Origin of the sequence: Streptomyces sp. NRRL F-4489 (assembly GCF_001509485.1) — a bacterium.
In the GTDB taxonomy this organism is placed as follows: domain Bacteria; phylum Actinomycetota; class Actinomycetes; order Streptomycetales; family Streptomycetaceae; genus Streptomyces.
Genome location: NZ_LLZI01000158.1, coordinates 55,753 through 73,087 on the forward strand (window position 1 = coordinate 55,753; position 17,335 = coordinate 73,087).

A 17,335-nucleotide genomic window follows, 5' to 3' on the forward strand; every position below is an offset into this window, starting at 1 on the left:
GCCTGTGCCTGACGTCTCAGTAGTCGTCATTGTCTACAACGACGCCGACCGGTTGCCGACCGCGGTCCAGTCCGTACTGGATCAGACACTCCGGGACGTCGAGGTGGTGATCGTCGACGATTGCAGCACCGACCGTTCTTTCGAGGTCGCGCAGCAGCTCGCGGCCACCCATCCCGAGCGGGTCAGAGCCTTCCAGCTGCCGGAGAACAGCGGGGCCGGCGGGGAGCCGCGGAACCTCGGCATTCAGCACACCCGGGGACAGTACGTCATGTTCCTGGACAGCGATGACGTCCTGGAGCAGAACGCCTGCCGCAATTTGCTGGAGGCCGCCGAGGAAACCCGCGCGGACATCGTCTCCGGTCTGTGCGTCCGGATCCACAAGGACACCCGGAACCAGAAGCGCGACGAGTGGTACTCCTGGCTCTATTCCACGACCCGGACGCTTGAGTCCGTCACGGAATTGCCGGACCTTTTCGTGTGGGACACCCTCTCCACCAACAAGTGCTACCGGCGTGAATTCCTCATCGAGCACGACCTGCGCTTCCCCAAGGGGATGTTCTACGAGGACCTGATGTTTATCGCCGACGCGTATCTCGCGGCGGAGCGCATCACCCTGATCCCCAATCAGGTCTATTTCTGGAACGTCTTCGAGAAGGCCGCCGTGAAGTCGGTGACGAACCGGCGCCACGAAATGACGAACTACACCCACCGGCTGGAGATCCACCGGCGGATCGACGCGCTGCTGGCCGCGCGCGGACTCGATGAGCTGCGGCTCGCCAAGGACGTCAAATTCCTCAAGCACGACCTCGTGCTCCACCTGCGGGACCTCCCCTTCCGGGACGAGGCGTACCGCCAGGAGTTCGCCGCGCTCTCCCAGGAGTACCTGGAAGGCATCGCCCCGGAGGCGTACGAACGGGTGCTGCCCATTCAGGCCATCTGCGCGTACCTGCTCCAGAAGGGCGACTGGGACAACCTCATCCCGGCGGTCGACACCCTCATCAACCGCGACAAGCTCTCCGCCCCGCTGGTCGAGCACGAGGGCCGGATCTACTGGTGCGACGGGCACCTCGACGACCCGTTCGGCCGCAAGGTCCTGGACGTCACCGACCTCGGCTACCACGAGAAGCCGGTCAACCAGCTCTTCCTGCGCAACCAACTCACCCGCTTCGCCGAGTCGGGCAGCACCGTCTCGCTGGCCGGCCGGGTCACCAACCCGCTCGGCGTGATCCCCGAGGGCGCCAAGCTCTCCGGCGAGCTGGAGTTCAGCGCCCGCCGCCGCAGCCTGCAGTCCTTCACCTTCCCGGTGCGGACGCTGCGCCACGAGGGCGACTCGGTGGTCTGGGAGACCGCCGCGGACCTGACCGCCGGGCTGCGCCCGCTGGGCATCGTGGACACCATCTGGGACGTCCGGCTGCGCCTGAAGGCCGACGGGGCGGTCACCACCTCCCGGCTCACCGTCGCCGACACCGAGCTGGCCGGTGGCCCGCTGCCGGTCAAACCGCGGCTGACCCGGATGGTCGCCGACCACGTCGAACCGCATGTCTCGGCCAAGGGCCACCTGGCGTTCCGGCTGATCAGCGAGGGCGCCGGCGCCGAGAAGGTGCAGGACCTGATCGCCAAGGGCGTGCGCGGCAAGCCGGGCACGCTGGCCAAGGCCGGCTACCGCAAGGCCAAGGCGCTGCGCAAGACCCTCACCTCCGGGGACACCAAGCTCAAGGCGTACCACGAGGTCTTCTGCCGGCTGCCGGTCAAGAAGCGGACGGTGGTCTTCGAGAGCCACCTCGGCAAGCAGTACAGCGACAGCCCGCGCGCGATCTACGAGGAGATGCGCCGCCAGGGCCTGAAGTTCGAGGCGATCTGGTCCTACGCCGGCTCCCCGAAGGACTTCCCCAAGGACGCCACCCTGGTCAAGCGCTGGTCGCTGCCCTACCTCAAGGCGCTGGCGCAGGCGGAGTTCTGGGTGGACAACCAGAGCTACCCACTGAAGCTGTCCAAGCGCCCCGAGACCACGTACATCCAGACCTGGCACGGCTCGGCGCTGAAGAACATGGGCTTCGACCAGCCCTCGCTGAAGGCGCAGACCCGCCAGCAGCAGGCCGAGCAGCAGCGCTCCCTGGACCGCTTCGACCGCTTCCTGTGCCGTACCGAGCACGATGTGCGGACGCTGGCGAAGGCGTTCCGCCTCCAGGAGAAGACGCTGCTGCGGGTGGGCTACCCGCGCAACGACGCGCTGGTGCGGGCCCGGCTGCGGGAGGAGGAGCTCGGCCACCGGGAGCGCGGTCCGCTCGCCGCGGAGCTGGGCATTCCGGACGACAAGAAGGTGCTGCTGTACGCGCCGACGTTCCGGAAGGCGGGCGGCCGGCACGGCCGGTTCGCGCTGCCCTTCGACGTGGAGCGGTTCGCCGACGAGTTCGGTGACCGCTATGTCCTCCTGGTGCGCTCGCACTACCTCAACCACGTGGTGCTGCCGCCGACGGTCCGCGGCCGGGTCATCGACGTCTCGGCGCGCCACGACATCACCCCGATCCTGGAGCTGGCCGACGGCCTGGTGACGGACTATTCGTCGGTGATGTTCGACTACGCGCTGCTGGACCGGCCGCAGATCTTCTTCACCTACGACTACGACGAATATGTGCACGAGGGCCGCGGAACGTACTTCGATCTGCTGGAACACGCCCCGGGCCCGGTAGTGCGCACCGAGGACGATTTCTTCGAGGCGATCGCGTCTTTCGAGTCGCAGCAGGCGGAATACGCCAAGGACCGCGAGGAATTCGTGGCGAAGTTCGGGGAATACGACCGGGGCGACGCCGCACGCAGCATCGTCGACCAGTTCTTTGCGCAGTGGAGCCGTTGATGACCAAGTCGAACGCAGCCGGGCCGCGGGACATCTTCTTCGTCTCCAACAGCGTCAACGAGCTGGGCGGTATCACGAGTTGGTCGCACCAGATGGCGCGGCTGTTCGCCGGGCGCGGCCACCGGGTGCACGTCGTCGGGATCGTGCCGCCGCCCGAGGGCCGGGTCCACGAGCTGGGCCCCGACCTGCCGTACGAGACCACCACGCTCTACGACGTGCACCCGCCGAGCGTCCGCCCGGTGCGCGGGCTGAAGGACAAGCTGAACGTCGTCGAGCAGCGCCGCCGGGCCGCCCGCGAAGCGGGGATGCGGGAGCAGGCGGCCAAGCTGACCGCGCTGTTCCGGGCCGCGCGGCCGGGCGGCGTGGTGATCGTCACGCAGGTGTGGGCGATGGAGTGGGTGGCGCTGGCGGACACCGCCGGGCTGCCGGTCATCGGCATGAGCCACGAGTCGTTCGAGACCTGCCGCCGGTCGTCCCGTTTCGCCCGTGTCAAGCGGTTTTACCAGGACGTCGACCGGATGCTGCCGCTCACCCGGGAGGACGCCGACAAGTGGATCCGGCAGCGGATGGACAACGTCGGTTTCATGCCGAACCCGCTGCCGTTCTTCCCCGAGGTCCCCTCGGACCGCTCGCACAAGGTGGTGGCCAGCATCGGCCGGCTCCACGAGGAGAAGGGCGTGGACCTGCTCCTGGAGGCGTGGGCGCGGATCGCGCCGCAGCACCCGGACTGGACGCTGCGGATCTACGGCTCCGGTGAGGAGGCCGAGGCGCTGCGCAAGCAGGCGGCCGAACTGGGCGTGACCGATTCGGTCGCGTGGATGGGGCGGACCGCCGATGTGGCGGGGGCGCTGCGGGAGAGCGCGGTGTTCGCGCTGAGCTCGCGCGGTGAGGGCTTCCCGCTGGCCCCGATGGAGGCGATGGCCACCGCGGTGCCGTGTGTGGCGTTCGATGTGGCGCCGGGCGTCCGGGAGATCATCACGGACGGCACCGACGGTCTGCTGGCGCCGCCCGGCAATGTCACCGAATTCGCCCGCCATCTCGACACGCTGATGTCGGACAAGGAACTCCGGGACCGGATGGGCGAGGCGGCGCGGGAGAACATCCAGCGGTTCTCCACCGATGAGATCGTGGCGCGCTGGGAGGCGCTGTTCGCGCTCGTGGAGCGCTGAGCGGACGGGCCGGACCGGCACGTGCGCGGCGGGGCCGCCGGGTTTTCCCCGGCGGCCCCGCCGTCTCGTCACTGCTGTCTCGTCGCTGCCGTCTTGTCGCTGCCGTCATCGTCACGGCCGCATCGCCACGTGCGTCACTTGCCGCATCCGGCGAACATGTTGAATATTGAAGCTGCATACGGGCCTTGACGCTGTATACGGGTCTGTGTCCCGACTGCCCGCGGGAAGTGCCCGGAGCCGGACTTGAACCGGCACGGCCCGTAGGCCAGCGAGGTTTAAGCTCGCCGTGTCTGCATTCCACCATCCGGGCTTGGGGTCCCCCATGCCGCCTCATAGAAGGCAGCACGAGCGTAGCCCGCGGCGCCCGCAGCGGATCGGCCGCTCATCCCGAGGTTGTCTTATTTTATTGGCAACTGAGGGACCATCAGTACGCGCCAGGGCCCCCGGCACATGCCTGAAGCCCATGTTCGCGGTGGACCACCAGGGCGGAATTCGCGCCTGAATTGACGGAAACTCGACGCCTGCGCGACGGGCTTCCCACGCCCCTTCCGACGCGCCCGGCACCGCCCGCGGGCCGCGCCCGGCCGGGTCCTGCCGGGCCTCGCCGGGCCCCGGAGCCGCCCGGCGGGCTCAGGGTCGGCTCTCCTACCCAGGGATGACAGGGCGGGGTGCGCTAATCCCTGGGGGTGGTTTCAGGACGGTCACACGGGTTGACGTTCCGGCCCGGCGGGCTGCCGGACGATGGAAGCCGAAGACCTCCCGCCCGTCCCGGCCGCCGCGCCGGCGCCGGGCGGCCGTTCCACCGTCCCGACAGGAGCCCGTTCCCGTGACCACCACCCACTCCGGCGTCCCCACTGCCGCCCGCACCACCGCGGTGGCCGCCCGCGCCACGGATCTCACCAAGGTCTACGGACACGGCGAGACCCAGGTGGTCGCCCTGGACGCCGTCTCCGTCGAGTTCCGGCAGGGCCACTTCACCGCGATCATGGGCCCCTCCGGGTCCGGCAAGTCCACGCTGATGCACTGCATGGCCGGCCTCGACACGGTCTCCGGCGGCTCCGCGCGGATCGGCGACACCGAGCTGACCGGCCTGAAGGACAAGAAGCTCACCCAGCTCCGGCGCGACAAGATCGGCTTCATCTTCCAGGCGTTCAACCTCCTCCCCACCCTCACCGCGCTGGAGAACATCACCCTCCCCATGGACATCGCCGGCCGGAAGCCGGACCGCGCCTGGGTGGAGCGGGTGGTGGAGACCGTCGGCCTGTCCGGCCGGCTCAAGCACCGCCCGAGCCAGCTCTCCGGCGGTCAGCAGCAGCGGGTCGCGGTGGCCCGCGCCCTCGCCTCCCGGCCCGAGATCATCTTCGCCGACGAGCCCACCGGCAACCTCGACTCCCGCTCCGGCGCGGAAGTCCTCGGCTTCCTGCGCGAATCCGTGCGCGAGCTGGGCCAGACGGTGGTGATGGTGACCCACGACCCGGTCGCCGCGTCCTACGCCGACCGCGTCATATTCCTCGCCGACGGCCGGATCGTCGACGACATGGCCGACCCCACCGCCGAGCGGGTGCTGGAGCGCATGCGGCGCTTCCCCGGAGGCCGCGCCCAGGCCCCCGCCCCCGGCGCCGAAGGCCACGCCGGCTGACCGGCAGCAGCCACCCCCACCGCCCCGGACACCCCGGACCACTCCACCAGGACTGACCCACCCATGTTCCGTACCGCCTTGCGCAATGTGCTCGCGCACAAGGCCCGGCTGCTGATGACCGTACTCGCCGTGATGCTCGGCGTGGCCTTCGTCTCCGGCACCCTGGTCTTCACCTCGACCCTCTCCGACGCCCTCCAGACCAGCTCCCGCAAGGGCTTCGACAACGTCGACGTCGCCATCCAGCGGGCGCACGACCCCGACGGCCCCGTCGCCGGACCGGGCGCCGCCCGCTCCGCGCTCGACCAGAAGCTGCTGAACGAGGCCGCCCGCCTGCCCGGCGCCGCCTCGGCCACCGGTACGGTCTCCGGCTTCACCGCCATCGCCGACAAGCACGGCACGATGATCGGCGACGGCTTCTCCACCCGCGGCGCCAACTACTCCCCCGGCCCGGACGGCACCGACGCCCGCTATCCCATGCGTGGCGGCACGGCCCCCAAGGGCCCGCACGAGTTCGCCCTCGACGCCCGCACCGCCGACCGCGGCGGCTACAAGGTCGGCGACACCGTCCGGATATCCGTCGACGGCCCGGTCCGCGAGCAGAAGCTCACCGGCGTCTTCACCACCGACGACGGCGCGGTCTCCGCCGGCGGCAGCCTCGCGCTGTTCGACACCGCCACCGCCCAGAAGCTGTTCGCGGCGCCCGGCCAGTTCGACGAGATCGACCTCAAGGCCGCGCCCGGCACGTCCCAGACCGCGCTGAAGGACGCGGTGGAGAAGATCCTGCCGCACGGCACCGAGGCGACCACCGGCCGCCAGCTCGCGGACGCCCAGGCGAAGATGATCGCCCGGAGCATGGACGGAATGAAGACCGGCCTGCTGGCCTTCGCCGGTATCGCGCTCTTCGTCGGCATCTTCATCATCGCCAACACCTTCACCATGCTCGTCGCCCAGCGCACCAGGGAGCTGGCGCTGCTCCGCGCGGTCGGCGCCAGCCGCCGCCAGGTCACCCGCTCGGTGCTGACCGAGGCACTGGTGGTCGGCGCGGTCGCCGCGGTGACGGGCCTGGCGGCCGGTATCGGCATCGGTGCCGGACTGCGCGCCCTGATGGGCGCCACCGGCGCCCGGGTGCCGGACGGCCCGCTGGTGGTCTCGCCCACCACGGTCCTGATATCCCTGCTGGTCGGCATCGTCGTCACGGTCCTGGCCGCCTGGCTGCCCGGCCGCCGGGCCGCGAAGATCCCGCCGGTCGCCGCGATGAACAGCGTCCACGCCCCCGCGAGCACCAAGTCGCTGGTGGTCCGCAACACCCTCGGCGCGCTGCTCGCCGGCGCCGGTACGGCCGCGGTCCTGACCGCCACCGGTATGTCGGACGGCAAGATCACCATGGGGGCCGGCGCCGCGCTGCTGCTGATCGGCGTGTTCGTGCTGACGCCGCTGCTGTCCCGGCCGCTGATCGCGCTGGCCGCCCCGGTGCTGCGGCTCTTCGGGATCTCCGGCGTCCTCGCCCGGCAGAACGCCGTCCGCAATCCCCGCCGCACGGCCGCCACCGCCTCCGCGCTGATGATCGGGCTGACCCTGATCACCGGCCTGACGGTGATCGCCGGCAGTGTGCAGCAGGGCATCGACAAGATGGCCACCGCCGCCCTGAAGGCCGACTACGTCGTCTCCATGGCGAGCCGCTCCCCGCTCTCCCCGGACGTGGCGAAGAAGCTCGCCGCCTCCCCCGAGGTCACCGCGTCCAGCCCGCTGCGCAACTCCCCGGCCCGGATCGGCACCACCACCGAATACCTCACCGGCGTCAACGGCCCGGACTTCGGCAAGCTGACGAGCCTGGACTTCACCGAGGGCGCGCTCGGCACGCTCGGCGGCGACCGCGCGGTGGTGGACGACGCCCTCGCCAAGGAGAAGGGCTGGCACCCCGGCTCGCGGGTCCCCGTGACGTTCGAGGACGGCAAGCGCGGCACCCTCACCGTCACCGGCGTCTACCGCGGCAATCAGGTCATCGGCGGCATCCTGCTGGACAACGCCACCCTGGCCCCGCACCAGAAGCACGCCACCGATATGCAGGTGATGGTCAAGACGGCCCACGGCGCCACCCCCGAGGCGAAGGACGCCCTGGTCAGCGCGCTGGGCAAGAATCCCGCGATCACCGTCGCGGACAAGAAGGACGTGTCCGACTCCATCGCCCAGGTGTTCACGCTGATGCTGAACATGGTCTACGGCCTGCTGGCCATGGCGGTCATCGTCGCGGTGCTCGGCGTGATCAACACCCTGGCGATGTCGGTGTTCGAGCGGTCCCAGGAGATCGGGATGCTGCGCGCCATCGGCCTGGACCGCCGCGGTATCAAGCGGATGGTCCGCCTGGAGTCGCTGGTGATCTCCCTCTTCGGCGGGGTGCTGGGCATCGGCCTGGGTGTGTTCTTCGGCTGGGCGGCCGGTGAGCTGATCAGCGGTTCGCTGCCGACGTACGCGCTGGTCCTGCCCTGGGGCCGGATGGCGGTCTTCCTCGCGGTGTCCGCGCTGGTCGGCGTGCTGGCCGCGCTCTGGCCGGCCCGCCGGGCCGCGCGCCTGAACATGCTCCAGGCCATCAAGGCGGAGTAGCCGGCCCGGACGGAGGTTCCGTACGGCTCGTACGGACCGAACGGCTCGTACGTCCCGGACGGCAGGCCGAGGGCCCCGGCCCCGCGCGGCGCACGCGCGGGGCGGGGCCCTCGAACCGTCCGCCCCCGCTCAGCCCCGCCAGTCGCGGGCCCGCAGCGGCAGGCCGGAGGTGCCGGAGTCCGGGGTGCGGACGGCCAGCACCTGGTTGACTCCTATGCGGTTGCGCTCGAAGGACAGCGCGGAGGCGGCCATGTAGAGCCGCCAGACCCGGGCCCGGCCCGGCGAGGTCAGGCGCACCGCCTCCGTCCAGTGCTCCTCCAGATTGGCCACCCACTGACGCAGCGTCAGCGCGTAGTGCTCCCGGATCGCCTCGACGTCCCGGACCTCGAAACCGGCCTCCTCCAGCTGGGCGACCGTCCGCCCCACGGGGGCCAGCTCGCCGTCGGGGAAGACATAGCGGTCGATGAACTCATCGACGTGGTACGCGTCCTCGTCCGCCAGCGGCCGGCGCGCGATCTGGTGGTTCAGCAGCCGCCCGCCGGGCTTCAGCAGGCCGTACAGCAGACCGGCGTACTCGGCGTAGCGGGCCCGGCCGACATGCTCGGCCATCCCGATCGAGGAGATCGCGTCGAACGGCCCGTCAGCGACCTCGCGGTAGTCCTGCACCCGGATCTCGATCCGGTCGGCGAGCCCGGCCTCGGCGATCCGCTTGCGGGCGTAGGTGGCCTGCTCCTCGGAGAGGGTGATGCCGACCGCCCGGACGCCGTACTCGCGGGCCGCGTGCAGCACCATCGAGCCCCAGCCGCAGCCCACGTCCAGCAGCCGCTGACCCTCCGTCAGCCCCAGCTTGCGGCAGATCAGATCGAGCTTGTCGCGCTGCGCCTCCTCCAGCGTGGGGGTGCCGCCGGCCGCCTCCGCGGCGGGCGGCCAGTACGCGCAGGAGTAGACCATCGACGGGCCGAGCACCAGCTCGTAGAAGGCGTTGCCGACGTCGTAGTGGTGGCTGATCGCTTGCCGGTCGCGGAGCAGGGAGTGCAGTGCGCCGCGGCGCGGGCGGGCCTCCTCGGCGGGCGGCGCGGGCGGCAGCGGCAGCCCGGCGAGCGAGAGCAGCTCCTTGCCGGCGGCGCGGATCTCGGGGCGGGCCAGGGCGCGCAGCGCGGCCGTGCGGGCCGGCTTCTCCGCGGGCTCGGCGCGTTCCCAGATCATCCCGGCGAGCAGGTCCAGGGCTTCGTAGAGATCCCCGTCGACGTCGAGGTCGCCGGCCACCCAGGCCCGGGCCAGGCCCAGTTCGCCGGGCTTGAACAGCAGCCGGCGCAGCGCGCGGCGGTTGCGGAACACCAGCACCGGGGCGCCCGGCGGGCCGGATTCGCTCGCGTCCCAGGCGCGGATCCGCACCGGAAGCGGGGCCCCCAGCACCTCCTCGGCGAGCTTGGTGAGCCGTCCAGCGGCACCGGCCATGTCGCACACCTCCGTCGTGACGAGTCGGGCAAAGAAGTTTCACCCACCACCTAAACGCCAAGTGGGCGCGTTGATAGTCCCGTTCGTCTGCAAGAGAACAACACGGCGCCGGGTTTCGGCCACACCCGGGCACGCCGAAGGGCGCCCGCCCCACGGATGGCGGACGCCCTTCGGGCTGGTCGGAGTACCCGACCGGCGAATCAGCCGGCCTTGGCCTTCGGCTTGCCTCCGTCGGCCGCGGCGGCCGGGGCGGGGGCGGGCTTGGCGGCCTCGTAGAACTCCTCGCGGGGGTTCTCCATGGCGCCGAGCGAGACCACCTCGCGCTTGAGGAAGGTGGCCAGCGTCCAGTCGGCGAAGACCCGGATCTTGCGGTTGAACGTCGGCATCGCCATGCCGTGGTACGCGCGGTGCATGTACCAGGCGAGGCGGCCCTTGAGCTTGATCTTCATCTTGCCCATGACGATCATCGCGACGCCCTTGTGCAGGCCCAGGCCCGCGACCGCGCCCTTGTTGGCGTGGCTGTACTCCTTCTGCGGGAAGCCCCGCATACCGGAGACCACGTTGTCGCCGAGGACCTTGGCCTGCCGCAGCGCGTGCTGCGCGTTCGGCGGGCACCAGGCGTTCTCGTTGCCGTTCGCCCGGCCGACCAGGTCGGGGACCTGGGCGTTGTCGCCGGCCGCCCAGATGTAGTCGGTGCCCTGGACCTGGAGGGTGGGCGCGGTGTCGATGTGGCCGCGCGGGCCCAGCGGCAGGCCGAAGCGGGACAGCGCCGGGTTCGGCTTGACGCCGGCGGTCCACACGATGGTGTTGGAGAGCACCTCGAGGCCGTTGTTCAGGATCACGTGGCCGTCGACGCAGGAGTCCATACCGGTCTTGAGGTAGACCTCGACCCCGCGCGACTCCAGGTGCTCCTTGCCGTAGGCGCCGAGCTTGGGGCCGACCTCGGGCAGGATCTTGTCCGCGACGTCGACCAGCAGGAAGCGCATGTCCTCGCGCTTGACGTTCTTGTAGTACTTCGCGGCGTCCCGGGCCATGTCCTCGACCTCGCCGACGGTCTCCGCGCCGGCGAAGCCGCCGCCGACGAAGACGAAGGTCAGCGCCTTGCGGCGGACCTCCTCATCGGTCGTGGAGTCGGCCTTGTCCAGCTGCTCCAGCACGTGGTTGCGCAGGCCGATGGCCTCCTCGATGCCCTTCATGCCGATGCCGTTCTCGGCCAGGCCGGGGATCGGGAAGGTACGGGAGACCGCGCCCATGGCGACGACCAGGTAGTCGAAGGGCAGCTCGTACGCATCGCCGACCAGCGGGGCGATGGTGGCGACCTTCCGGTCCTGGTCGATGGTGGTGACCCGGCCGGTGAGGACCTCCGCCTTGGGCAGCACGCGCCGCAGCGGGACCACAACGTGACGGGGGGAGATGCTGCCGGCCGCAGCTTCAGGGAGGAAGGGCTGGTACGTCATGTACGAGCGCGGGTCGACGACCGTGACGGTCGCCTCGCCGTACCGCATCTTCTTCAGGATGCGGCGTGCCGCGTACAGGCCTACGTACCCACCGCCTACAACGAGGATCCTGGGACGCTCCGTGGTGCTCATGCAATCGAGTATCCACCCCCACATGGGGGGTCGCTCGTGAGCCCCTTCACAAGAATGACGGGGGCATCTGCTACACTCCGCCGCCCCCGTGACGGACGCCATAGCGTGATCAGGGAACCACGGTATAACGCGACACGTTGGATACCCCCGTTGATCAGGGCTTGTCCCCTTCCGAGCGGCCGCATCACCCCCCTTCGCGCCACTGTCGCCACCCGGTGGAGATCCACCGTAGACCCCGCATTTCCCGGGCAGATGAGTCCTAGGACCTTCGAATGAGGGACGTACGGCCCTCTAGTTCGCCCGAGAGGCGGGTTTTTCATGTGAAGGATTTCACGAACTTTCTTCCCGGGGGGCGGTCCGGAGCCCTTGGGGGGCCCGCTCGAAGGGGGGCCGGGACGGCGCCTGGCGGACCCAAGGGAAGGGCCCGCGGGGGCGGTTACGCAGATGCGTACGCTCGGTTCATGGCTGAGGTTGGCGCGCGAGGCGGAAGCGGTCCTGGACGCGGCCGGCCCCACCGTGGCGATGGCGGAACCGCTGGCGGATCTGTTCACCGAGCGGGACGGCGAGCCGGCGTCACCGGCGCCTTCCGGCCCGCCACCGCGGCGCGGTGGCGGCTCCGGGTCGGCAGCTACCGGGTCGCCTACCAGCTCAACGACGGTGAACTCGTCATCCTGGTCATGAAGGTGGACGACCGGCGGGACGCCTACCGCGATCCGTAGCGCCCCGCTGTCGCCTCTCATCCCTCCCGGACTGCCAAAGACCAGGCGATTCCGTCCAGGATGTCGTGTTCGCTGACGACGACCTCTTCGGCGCCGACGCGTTCCATGACGGAGAGGAGGACGAGGGCGCCGGCGGCGATGACGTCGACGCGGCCGGGGTGCATGACCGGGATCGCGGCGCGTTCGGCGTGGGTGGAGCGCAGCAGGCGGCCGGTGATCTCGCGGACGGTGGCCAGGGGGATCCGGGAGTGGTGGATGGCCGCGGAGTCGTAGTGGTCCAGGCCGAGGGCGATGGCGGCGACGGTGGTCACCGAGCCGGCCAGGCCGACGAGGGTGGCGGCCTCGGTGAGCGGCACGGCCTCCGCGGCGTGGTCGAGCGCGGCGGCGATATCGGCCTTGATGGCGGCGATCTGCGCGTCGGAGGGCGGGTCGGTGAGCGCGCCGTCGCGCAGGAGGTGGCGCTCGGTCATCCGGACGCAGCCGACGTCCACCGAGCGGGCCGCGCGGACCTCGCCGTCGCCGAGGACGAACTCCGTCGAACCGCCGCCGATGTCCACGACGAGGTAGGGCAGCTCGATGTGCGGGTGGCCGGTCAGCTCCTTGGTGGCGCCGGTGAAGGAGAACTCCGCCTCCTGGTCGCCGGTGATCACCTCGGGCTCGACGCCCAGGATGCCGACCACGCCGCGGACGAAGTCGTCGCGGTTCTCGGCGTCCCGGGAGGCGGAGGTGGCCACGAAGCGGACCCGTTCGGCGCCCAGCTCCTTGATCACGGCGGCGTACTCGCGGCAGGCGGCGAAGGTGCGCTCCAGGGCCTCCGGCGCCAGCCGGCCGGTGCGGTCCACGCCCTGGCCCAGCCGGACGATCGTCATCCGGCGGTCGAGCTCCTTCAGCTCACCGGTGGCCGGGTCGGCGTCCGCGACCAGCAGGCGGATGGAGTTGGTGCCGCAGTCAACGGCGGCGACGCGCTTCACTCGGCGCCTCCTTCGGGGGAGTCGCCGGCCTCGGCGCACGGGGTCACGCACGGGCCCTTGCGCCACCACTCCGGGAGCATGGCCAGCGCCTCGTCGCCGAGCGGGTTGACGCCCGGGCCGGCCGCCAGGGAGTGGCCGACGAGCACGTGCAGGCACTTGACCCGGTCGGGCATCCCGCCGGCGCTGGGGAAGCCCTGGAGCACCTCGATGGCGTCCCGCCGGCGGATGTAGTCCTCGTGGGCCGCGCGGTAGGCGGCGGCCAGCTCCGGGTCGTTCGCCAGCCGCTCGGTCATCTCCTTCATCACGCCGTTGGCCTCCAGCGTGCCGATCGCGGAGGCGGCGCGCGGGCAGGTCAGGTAGTACAGCGTGGGGAAGGGGGTGCCGTCCTCCAGGCGCGGGGCGGTCTCGACCACGTCCGGCTGGCCGCAGGGGCAGCGGTGGGCGATGGCGCGCAGGCCGCGCGGCGGGCGGCCGAGCTGCTCCTTGAAGGCGGCGATGTCCGCGGCGGTGGGCTCGGTGGGCTCGGTCTGGGGCGGGGGGGTGTCCATGTGCGCTTTCGGTGAGGGCCGGAGGGTCAGGGGCGGGACGGGCGGGCCGGGGTCCGCCGCGCGGCGCGCGCCGGTGTGCGGACGCGCGGCGTCCCGCCCGTACAGTCTCGCCCGCGGGGGCGACCGGAGGCTACCGCGTGCCGGAGGCCACCGCGTGCCGCGGCGGCTACCGCTTGCCGGCGGCGGACGCGGCCCCGGCGGCGTCGGCGGTGTCCACGGTGTCCCAGAGCTTGTCGTACCAGGGGCGCTGGGCGGCCTGCGCGCCCTTGGGGGCGGCGCGGACGCCGGAGCCGTCCTGGACGATGTAGCCGGTCTCGCCCGGCATGACGTAGTGCAGATGGCGGCGGGCCTGCTGGCGGACGTAGGCCGGGTCCTGCCAGCGGGCCTTCTCGTCGCGCAGCCGCTCCAGCGCGGCGGCCGCGTCCTGGGCCTTGCGGCGCTGGTCGGCGATGTCGGAGCGCTGGGAGAGGTACTGCCGGGTGGGGTAGGCCAGGGCGACCACCAGCGAGCACAGCACGAGGGCCAGCAGGGCGGCGCGGCCGGTGAGGCGGTTGCGGCGGGGGCGCCGCCCGGCGCGCTGGACGCGGGCGGCCGCCTGCTCGCCGAGCGCCTTGAGCCGGGTGGCGGTGGAGAACCGGTCCGCGGGCACGTCGCCTCGCCTCCCCTTCAGCTACGTCCTGACGTCGTCCCGGCGCCCGCCGCCGGCCGCCGCGCGCCGTGCGCCGGCGGCCGGCCGGGGGCGTCAGCCCTTGCCGCGCCTGCGAACCTCAGCTGCCGGAGCGGAAGCGCGGGAACGCGGACCGCCCGGCGTACACCGCGGCGTCGTCGAGGATCTCCTCGATGCGCAGCAGCTGGTTGTACTTGGCGACGCGCTCGGAGCGGGCCGGGGCGCCGGTCTTGATCTGGCCGCAGTTGGTGGCGACGGCGAGGTCGGCGATGGTGACGTCCTCGGTCTCGCCGGAGCGGTGCGACATCATGCACTTGAAGCCGTTGCGCTGGGCCAGCTCGACGGCGTCCAGGGTCTCGGTCAGCGAACCGATCTGGTTGACCTTGACCAGCAGGGCGTTGGCGGTGCCCTCCTCGATGCCGCGGGCCAGGCGCTCGGGGTTGGTGACGAAGAGGTCGTCGCCGACCAGCTGGACCTTGCTGCCGAGCTTGTCGGTGATGACCTTCCAGCCGGCCCAGTCGTCCTCGAACAGCGGGTCCTCGATGGAGACGAGCGGGTAGGCGTCCACCAGCTCCGCGTAGTACTCCGTCATCTCGGCGGCGGTGCGCTCCTTGCCCTCGAAGAGGTAGACGCCGTCCTTGTAGAACTCGGAGGCGGCGACGTCCAGCGCGAGCGCGATGTCCTGGCCGGGGGTGTAGCCGGCCTGCTGGATGGCCTCGAGGATGAGGTCCAGGGCCTCGCGGTTGGAGCCGAGGTTCGGGGCGAAGCCGCCCTCGTCGCCGAGGCCGGTGGACAGGCCGCGCTCCTTGAGGACCTTCTTCAGGGTGTGGTAGACCTCCGCGCCCCAGCGCAGCGCCTCGGAGAAGGACTCCGCGCCGATCGGCGCGATCATGAACTCCTGGATGTCCACGTTGGAGTCGGCGTGCGAGCCGCCGTTGAGGATGTTCATCATCGGGACGGGCAGGACGTGCGCGTTCGGGCCGCCGAGGTAGCGGAACAGCGGCAGGTCGCTGGCCTCGGAGGCGGCGTGCGCGACGGCGAGGGAGACGCCGAGGATGGCGTTGGCGCCCAGCGAGCCCTTGTTGTCGGTGGCGTCCAGGTCGAACATCGCCTGGTCGATCAGCCGCTGCTCGGTGGCGTCGTAGCCGACCAGCTCCGGGCCGATCTGCTCGATGACGGCCAGGACGGCCTTCTCCACGCCCTTGCCGAGGTAGCGGTTCTGGTCGCCGTCGCGCAGCTCGATGGCCTCGAAGGCGCCGGTGGAGGCACCGGACGGGACGGCGGCACGGCCGGTGCTGCCGTCGTCGAGGCCGACCTCGACCTCGACCGTGGGATTACCTCGCGAGTCGAGAATTTCGCGGGCTACGACGACGTCGATGGACGGCACGTTGTCTCCTTCATGGGTGTCTGGAGTTCTCGGCATGAGCCTAACGGGCCGGGGCCGATCCGCTTGCCCGTGGCCCGCTCCGTGGGACGAAAAAACCCCAACAAGCAGGCCAAAGGCCCAGTTCACGGGAGGTTTCGGCGCATTGTTCGCTGAGCGGTGAACGGCGCCGAGGGCGTCGGGGCGGGGCCCGGGGGGCTCTTCGGCCCGCCGGGCCCGGGGCGGGGCCCGGGGCCGGCCGCCGGAAACGGAAGAAGCCCCGCCGCGGCGCGCTCGGGGGTACGCGCCGGGGCGGGGCAGCTCTCTCGGGCTGCTCAGATGCTGAGCTTCTGGCCCGGGAAGATCAGGTTGGGGTTGCCGCCGATGACGGACTTGTTGGCGGCGTAGAGCGACTTCCAGTTGGTGCCGTGCGCCTTGGCGATCTTGGCGAGGGTGTCGCCGGCCTTGACGGTGTAGTGCTCACCGGAGCGGTGCGAGCGCTCCGGGGCCGGGGCCTGCTCGCGGACCGGGGCCGACTTCTTCTTGGTGCCCTCGGTGTACTTGCGGGCGTCGGTGCCCTGGCTCTTCTTGACCGTGGCGCCGGACGGGTCGACGTTGGCGGCCGGGCCGCCCGCGGTCAGGTTGCCGGCACCGGCGCAGGACCAGGCGCCCGGGCCCTGGATGGCGAGGAGCTTCTCGGCCACCGCGATCTGCTGGGCCTTGCTGGCCAGGTCGGCGCGCGGGGCGTACTTCAGGCCGCCGGCCGCGGCCCAGCTGGAGTTCGAGAACTGCAGGCCGCCGTAGTAGCCGTTGCCGGTGTTGATCGACCAGTTGCCGCCGGACTCGCACTGGGCGACCTTGTCCCAGGTGGCCACGGTGGCGGCGGAGGCGGAGGTGGCGCCCAGCAGCGGGGCGGCGACGGCGGCGCCGGCGACACCGGCCAGGGTGGCGACGCGGACGGCCTTGGAGCTGCGGCGGTGCTTGCCCTTGTTCAGCATCGTGCGTTCGTTTCCTCACCGACGCCTGCGAGGTGAGCTGTCGGGTTCGGGCCGTGTGAGCTGCCCGGCCGCGTACGTGGTGCGCACGTGGCTTCACCCCAAGCCGGTTGACCCGTTTTCACGGGCGGGGCCGGCGCAAACCTTGGGTCCCCCGCTCCTGCCTTCGGCGCTTGCGCGTCATCCGCCTCCAACCGCCGGCAGGACTCGGCGTGCGATCGGAGGGCCCGCTTTGGCGAGCGGTCCTGACCGTAAGCAGTAACCCTGTTGGTGTTCAAACCCCATCTTCTGAACCCAGTTGACCGACTTTGATCATCCGGCGGGCCATTTCCGCAGGTAGACACCGAAATGCGAACGGGGGACGGACCTCGGCCCGCCCCCCGCAACGAGAGCCATATCTCACTTTGGCGAAACGGCGTGAAATCCGGCGAACTGCCGGTAACTACCCCTGTGTCCGCCCGAGATCGAGCAGCTGACCGGGCTGGATGAGGTCCGGGTCGGCCCCGACCACGTCCTGGTTGCGGTGGTAGAGCGCGGGCCAGCCGCCCGGCAGCTCATGCGCCGCGGCGATCGCTGACAGGTTGTCACCCGGGGCGACCCGGTACCGGCCGTCCTCCGGGGGCGTACGGGGCGCCTCACCTCCCCGGGAGGCGTGCCGGCCGCCGTCCCGGGCGTCCGGGCCGTCCCCGGGGTCCGTACGGTCGTCGGGCGCGCCGCGGTGGCGCCCGGGGGCGGGGGTGGCGGGGTCGGTCCCGGGGGTGG

The 17,335-nt window shown here is 71.3% G+C and carries 13 protein-coding genes, 1 tRNA gene and 1 riboswitch; of the genes, 5 read left to right on the top strand and 9 right to left on the bottom strand.

Annotated elements, in window-relative coordinates:
• The first annotated feature begins 4 nt into the window (after nucleotides 1–4).
• Nucleotides 5–2,854: a bifunctional glycosyltransferase/CDP-glycerol:glycerophosphate glycerophosphotransferase gene (locus ADL22_RS14120; protein WP_066978097.1), complete on the top strand. Its 2,850-nt coding sequence runs from the start codon at nucleotides 5–7 to the stop codon at nucleotides 2,852–2,854.
• Complete coding sequence (locus ADL22_RS14125) at nucleotides 2,854–4,023, top strand: glycosyltransferase (RefSeq protein WP_066978100.1); 1,170 nt, start codon at nucleotides 2,854–2,856, stop codon at nucleotides 4,021–4,023. Before ADL22_RS14120 ends, ADL22_RS14125 begins: the two co-directional genes overlap by 1 nt.
• A 228-nt stretch (nucleotides 4,024–4,251) precedes the next feature.
• Here the strand turns inward: ADL22_RS14125 and ADL22_RS14130 are convergent.
• Nucleotides 4,252–4,333, bottom strand: a tRNA-Leu gene (locus ADL22_RS14130).
• A gap of 516 nt (nucleotides 4,334–4,849) precedes the next feature.
• On the opposite strand from ADL22_RS14130, the gene ADL22_RS14135 reads away from it, so the two are divergent.
• Nucleotides 4,850–5,662, top strand: coding sequence for an ABC transporter ATP-binding protein (locus tag ADL22_RS14135; RefSeq protein ID WP_066978103.1), 813 nt, complete (start codon nucleotides 4,850–4,852; stop codon nucleotides 5,660–5,662).
• Nucleotides 5,663–5,725: 63 nt separating this feature from the next.
• Nucleotides 5,726–8,263, top strand: a complete 2,538-nt coding sequence (locus ADL22_RS14140) for an ABC transporter permease (RefSeq protein ID WP_066978106.1) — start codon at nucleotides 5,726–5,728, stop codon at nucleotides 8,261–8,263.
• A gap of 129 nt (nucleotides 8,264–8,392) precedes the next feature.
• On the opposite strand, the gene ADL22_RS14145 is transcribed toward ADL22_RS14140, so the two are convergent.
• Complete coding sequence (locus tag ADL22_RS14145; RefSeq protein WP_066978109.1) at nucleotides 8,393–9,721, bottom strand: SAM-dependent methyltransferase; 1,329 nt, start codon at nucleotides 9,719–9,721, stop codon at nucleotides 8,393–8,395.
• 200 nt (nucleotides 9,722–9,921) lie between these two features.
• Entirely contained in the window at nucleotides 9,922–11,310 is a 1,389-nt protein-coding gene (locus tag ADL22_RS14150; protein ID WP_079064109.1) for an NAD(P)/FAD-dependent oxidoreductase, read from the bottom strand.
• Nucleotides 11,311–11,771: 461 nt separating this feature from the next.
• Here ADL22_RS14150 and ADL22_RS34750 point away from each other — a divergent pair, with 461 nt between their 5' ends.
• Nucleotides 11,772–12,029, top strand: coding sequence for a type II toxin-antitoxin system RelE family toxin (locus ADL22_RS34750; RefSeq protein ID WP_107116301.1), 258 nt, complete (start codon nucleotides 11,772–11,774; stop codon nucleotides 12,027–12,029).
• Between the two features lie 17 nt (nucleotides 12,030–12,046).
• Here ADL22_RS34750 and ADL22_RS14155 read toward each other — a convergent pair whose 3' ends face one another.
• From ADL22_RS14155 to ADL22_RS14180, 6 genes are all read right to left on the bottom strand, one after another.
• Entirely contained in the window at nucleotides 12,047–13,000 is a 954-nt protein-coding gene (locus tag ADL22_RS14155; protein WP_066978116.1) for a Ppx/GppA phosphatase family protein, read from the bottom strand.
• The gene (locus ADL22_RS14160) at nucleotides 12,997–13,548 is read right to left on the bottom strand and encodes a DUF501 domain-containing protein (RefSeq protein WP_066978119.1); all 552 of its coding nucleotides are present in this window, start codon (nucleotides 13,546–13,548) and stop codon (nucleotides 12,997–12,999) included. The genes ADL22_RS14155 and ADL22_RS14160 overlap by 4 nt, the downstream gene beginning before the upstream one ends.
• 166 nt (nucleotides 13,549–13,714) lie before the next feature.
• On the bottom strand, nucleotides 13,715–14,197 hold the full coding sequence (locus tag ADL22_RS14165) for an FtsB family cell division protein (protein ID WP_066978121.1): 483 nt from the start codon (nucleotides 14,195–14,197) through the stop codon (nucleotides 13,715–13,717).
• Between the two features lie 118 nt (nucleotides 14,198–14,315).
• A complete protein-coding gene (eno, locus tag ADL22_RS14170; protein WP_066978124.1) occupies nucleotides 14,316–15,602 on the bottom strand; it encodes a phosphopyruvate hydratase in 1,287 nt (428 codons plus the stop codon).
• A gap of 311 nt (nucleotides 15,603–15,913) precedes the next feature.
• Nucleotides 15,914–16,576 carry a transglycosylase family protein gene (locus tag ADL22_RS14175; RefSeq protein ID WP_066978127.1) on the bottom strand — a complete coding sequence of 221 codons (663 nt, stop codon included), beginning with the start codon at nucleotides 16,574–16,576 and terminating at the stop codon, nucleotides 15,914–15,916.
• A 7-nt stretch (nucleotides 16,577–16,583) separates the two neighbouring features.
• Nucleotides 16,584–16,755, bottom strand: a riboswitch (cyclic di-AMP (ydaO/yuaA leader).
• A gap of 260 nt (nucleotides 16,756–17,015) precedes the next feature.
• Nucleotides 17,016–17,335: LysM peptidoglycan-binding domain-containing protein (locus ADL22_RS14180; protein ID WP_159048660.1), on the bottom strand; the 320-nt coding region annotated here is incomplete at its 5' end.

What these genes read in the sequence shown, in the direction of transcription:
- ADL22_RS14160 (WP_066978119.1), bottom strand. Translation starts at nt 13,548, where the DNA reads ATGGACACCCCCCCGCCCCAGACCGAGCCCACCGAGCCCACCGCCGCG.
- ADL22_RS34750 (WP_107116301.1), top strand. Translation starts at nt 11,772, where the DNA reads ATGGCTGAGGTTGGCGCGCGAGGCGGAAGCGGTCCTGGACGCGGCCGG.
- ADL22_RS14175 (WP_066978127.1), bottom strand. Translation starts at nt 16,576, where the DNA reads ATGCTGAACAAGGGCAAGCACCGCCGCAGCTCCAAGGCCGTCCGCGTC.
- ADL22_RS14140 (WP_066978106.1), top strand. Translation starts at nt 5,726, where the DNA reads ATGTTCCGTACCGCCTTGCGCAATGTGCTCGCGCACAAGGCCCGGCTG.
- ADL22_RS14125 (WP_066978100.1), top strand. Translation starts at nt 2,854, where the DNA reads ATGACCAAGTCGAACGCAGCCGGGCCGCGGGACATCTTCTTCGTCTCC.
- ADL22_RS14145 (WP_066978109.1), bottom strand. Translation starts at nt 9,721, where the DNA reads ATGGCCGGTGCCGCTGGACGGCTCACCAAGCTCGCCGAGGAGGTGCTG.
- ADL22_RS14150 (WP_079064109.1), bottom strand. Translation starts at nt 11,310, where the DNA reads ATGAGCACCACGGAGCGTCCCAGGATCCTCGTTGTAGGCGGTGGGTAC.